At 39.0% G+C, this 4,419-nt stretch carries 1 protein-coding gene; it reads left to right on the top strand.

What is annotated here, in order from left to right:
* Positions 1 to 860: 860 nt before the first annotated feature.
* The coding region (locus WFZ85_RS15785; RefSeq protein ID WP_342697217.1) for a beta strand repeat-containing protein at positions 861 to 4,419 on the top strand (3,559 nt) is incomplete at its 3' end.

Raw genomic sequence — 4,419 nt, 5'->3', positions numbered from 1 at the left:
GGTACGAGGTACGAAATACGAGGTATTAAGTATTAAGTATTAAGACTTAATAGGTTTTAAAATCCCTGTCTTGTGTAAGAGCAAGATGGGGATTTTTTATTTAACCGCAAAGTGCGCAAAGGGTTCGCAAGGTGCGCAAAGGGTTTTGAGGGTTTAAAGGATGTTTTTTGTTGCCACAGATTGTACAGATATTTATTGATTTGTTTTTGCTATGTATTTAGGTAACATAAAGGCACATATAGGAAATGGAGCTACATGGTGATTATTTAAAGTTTGGGTTGTTTAACCGCAAGGGTCGCCAAGTTGTCGCAAGGTGCGCAAAGGGATTTGAAGATTTAAAGTTTGTTGTTTGTTTTTTTTGTTGCACTGTGTATACGAGGTTATAGTACACATTATAAAATATTTAGTTTGGTTTTAAAGTGGGTGGCTGGCGCTGTTATTACACTATGGTTTATTATCATTGGCAGGTAGTTCATTAATTAATTAAGAGATTTGTTGCATTAATTTGGCATCATTTTGTAGATTTTTAACTAATAAATATCGTTTAAACATAAAGTTATTTGGATATAATTTTTATTCTACAGTGTTGCACTAGTTTACATCCTTTGAAGGTGTCTTTCTCGTACTCTAAAAACATCGATTAGAGATTTGCTATTTTTTGCCGCTTATTTTTATGCATTATCTTATTTGATCTGCTAAAAATCAATTATTTATTAACACGAAAACGTTATAGTGTTTTAGGTGTCTTTTTTTTTTAGCTTTATTAATTACTTTTATATTGTTAACAATCTTGCATTGATTGTCTTATTATTTTTTTGATGCATTTTAATTGATATTAATCTTTAAATACTACATGTTTTATGAAAAGAATTTTACTTTATCTGGTGTTTTTGATGCCACTGTATGCTTTATCGCAGAATTTCTCGAACTGGACAGGAGCGGGGAATTGGAGTAATGCCGGCAATTGGTCCAGTGGCACGAATTATGGGCAATTGCAATTTCAGGGCGCTGGTAATCCTACCAACAGCGTTAATGACGTAAACGGTATGAGTCAGTGGCGTCTCTATTTTAATGGAAGTGTTGCCTATAATTTGACGGGTTCGGGTTCTGTTAATCTATTTGATTTTGGAGGTCAAAATAGTTGGGTCTTGAGTGATGCTACTGCCAATCAAACCATTAACTTTCCCATCAACTTTAATGATGGTGGCTCTCGACCATCATTTATTACTGCTAGAAATACTGGTGGTTTCACTTTTAATGGCAATGTAGGAACAGGAGGAAATGTAACTCAATTGCGAGTTGCCAATACAAATTCCTCTAGTTCTGTCTCCATAAATACTTTATCGGGTAATAAACCACTTATTGTAGGGAGAGATAATTTGGATGCTAATCAGTCTAATACCCGAGTTACTCTTGCTGGTGATAGTTCATCAGGTTATTTGGGAGCTATCACTGTGCATGCTGGAACGCTTTTTGTTAATGGGGCCACTGGTTCATCTTCTGCTGTTTCTGTATCATCGGGGAATAGCGCTACTTTAGCTGGCAGTGGTAGTATTGGAGGTTCAGTTTCTCTATCGGGTTTAGTATCGCCTGGAGGAACTTCAAATTCAACTGCAACGCTGACTACAGGTAGTTTTACTTTTAATTCAAATTCATCTTATAGAATAGAAATGAATAATGCAACCGGAACATCTGGAACCGCTAATGGTTGGGATAGAATTATTTCATCTGGTACAATAACTTGTTCTGCTACGCCTATCACTTTGAATTTGGTTTCGCTTTCCGTTGCCAACTTCAATCCCGCCAACAATTATACGTGGCCGATTGCATCTGGCAGTGGTGTTTTAGGTTTTAATACCAGCAACTTTGTAATTAATACATCATTGTTTGCCCCTTTCACAGGAACGTTTGCTGTTACTTTGTCAGGTGGCAACACTATTAATTTAGTTTATACGGCTCCTACTTTGGCGCCTGCGCAACCTTCGGCCATTTCGGGTGCCATCAATTTATGTAACGGTGCAACACAAACGTACAGTGTAACCAATGACCCGAATGCCACAAGTTATGAATGGACTTTACCTAATGGATGGACTGGAACTAGCTCAACCAGTAGTATCAATGTTACTGTAGCAAGTCCGGGCGGAACTATCTCTGTAATTGCCAAAAATGCTAGTGGTGATAGTTTGCCTAGTTCATTAGTTGTAGCAGTAGGCACAGAAACATCAATTACTATTCAACCCTCTGCTAGTGCTCAATCGTTTTGTTTGGGTAGTAGTGTGACTCCTTTAACTGTTGTTGCTAGTGGTAACTCTTTGACTTATCAGTGGTATAGTAACACAATACCTAGTAATTCGGGTGGAATTTTGTTGAATGGTGCTACTTCATCTTCTTATACCCCTGTTTATGTTGGTGGAACAACATTATTTTATTATTGTGTGGTTGGTGGATTTTGTGCCCCAACTTCTGTAACAAGTAGTGTTTCGGGTGGCGTAACCATTGATGGATTACCTACTGATAGTGCAACTTATACTATTACCAGTGGTAGCAACGGAGGTCAAGGTTTTGGTCCATGGTCTTTTAATGTAAGTGGCGGCAATGGAGGTACATTTACTGGAAGTTCAGATATTGGAACTGCATGGGGTTTATTTGCTAACAGCGGAGGATTAACTTCAGTTGTTAGACCGTTTGCTGGGCCTTTGGCTTTGGGTAATACCGTTAGCTTTGCTTTTGATAATGGTAATGTTGATACTAATCAAAGAGTTGGAATTCGTTTGCGAAATTCTAGTAACAATATTTTAACGGAGTTTCGTTTTATTGGTGGCGGAACTCAATATTCTATTGCAGATGCAACAACTAGCGATACGGGTATAAATTTTACCTCAGGTGGTTTGAGCCATATTACTTTTGCTTACACTGCGGCTAATACTTACAGTATTTCTATAACACGTTCTGGTGTCACTACCGTATTGACAGGAAGAACTTTTGCTTCAGTTGGTGGTGGATCAGTTCCTGCACAAATAGAATTTTTTAATAGTAATGCTGGAGGTGGTTCTGATAAAGATGTTTTTTTTACCGATTTAAGCATTGGTAGACCAAGAGTTTTTGTTCAGCCTTCAAATAGTAGCCAAGCTGTTTGTCAAAATGCGGCTGCCACTAATTTATCAGTTACTGCCTTTGGTGCTAATTTGGGCTACCAATGGTTTAGTAACCCAGGTGCTATTTTATTGGATGGCCAAACATCGGCTACTTTTACACCTCCTACTGCAACTGCTGGTACGAATACTTATTATTGTGTAGTAAGTTATACAGGAACTTGTGGCACTGCACCAAGTAGTACAAGTAGCAACTCCGGAAATATAACTGTAAATCCAATACCAACTTTAGCTGGTATTACTTCGAATAGCCCGATTTGCTCTGGTTCTAATGCTGTGTTTACCATTACTGGTACTTCAGGAAGTTTAGTGACTTATACAGGTTCTGTTTCAGGAACTGTTACTCTTGTTGGAGGCACAGCAACTATTACAATACCTGGTGTAACAGCCGATACTACCTTAAATTTAACAAATATTAGTACTGCTAATTGTATACAAGTTTTGACAGGTATTTCTGCAACTGTTGTAGTAAATGCTGTTCCTGTGACTTCTTCCATCACGGGTATGACTACTGCTTGTGCAGGTTCAACGACTTCATACAGTGTTGCTAACACTGCTGGAAGCACTTATGCATGGACTATCACAGGAGGTACGCAAGCTTCAGGAACCAATACGAACAGTATTACTGTAACGTGGGGTGCTGCTGGTGCAGGAAGTGTGAGTGTGGTAGAAACCAATGCGGCACTTTGTTCGGGCACAGTAGTGACACTTCTGGTTACCGTAGGTGCACAGCCTGTTTGGTATACTGATGCTGATAATGATAATTATCCTTCCTCAGCGGCTACGGTTACACAATGTGAACGTCCGTTAAATGGTAAGTTGGCAAGTGAATTAGCGGCACTTACTGTTGACTGCAACGACAACAACGCGGGGATCAATCCAGGTGCAACAGAGATTTGTTGGAATGGAATTGACGAGAACTGTAATGGTTTACGTTCAGAGGGCTGTGCACCGGTAGTAGTTAATATGGCTACGGCTAATAACACGGTATTACCATCGTTTTCGACAGGAGTTGCTGCTCAAGCGTATACTTTTTCTGGCGCTACTACGGCTACGTATCGCTTTACGATAGTAAACAATCAAACTTTAGAGAGTCAAGAAGTGACTTCACCGACACGTTTTATAACTATCCCAGTAAGCATGCGTAACTTTAACATCAGCTACTCAGTAACAGCTGCTGCTGTAATAGATGGAGAGAATGTACCATATGCGGGTAATACTATCACTGTATTAAGTCCGATAGTTCCATTAGTAAAATTAACTCCAG

It is taken from the genome of Flavobacterium aureirubrum (assembly GCF_038739835.1).
In the GTDB taxonomy this organism is placed as follows: Bacteria; Bacteroidota; Bacteroidia; order Flavobacteriales; family Flavobacteriaceae; genus Flavobacterium; species Flavobacterium aureirubrum.
This window is presented reverse-complemented; position numbering and strand designations above follow the sequence as displayed.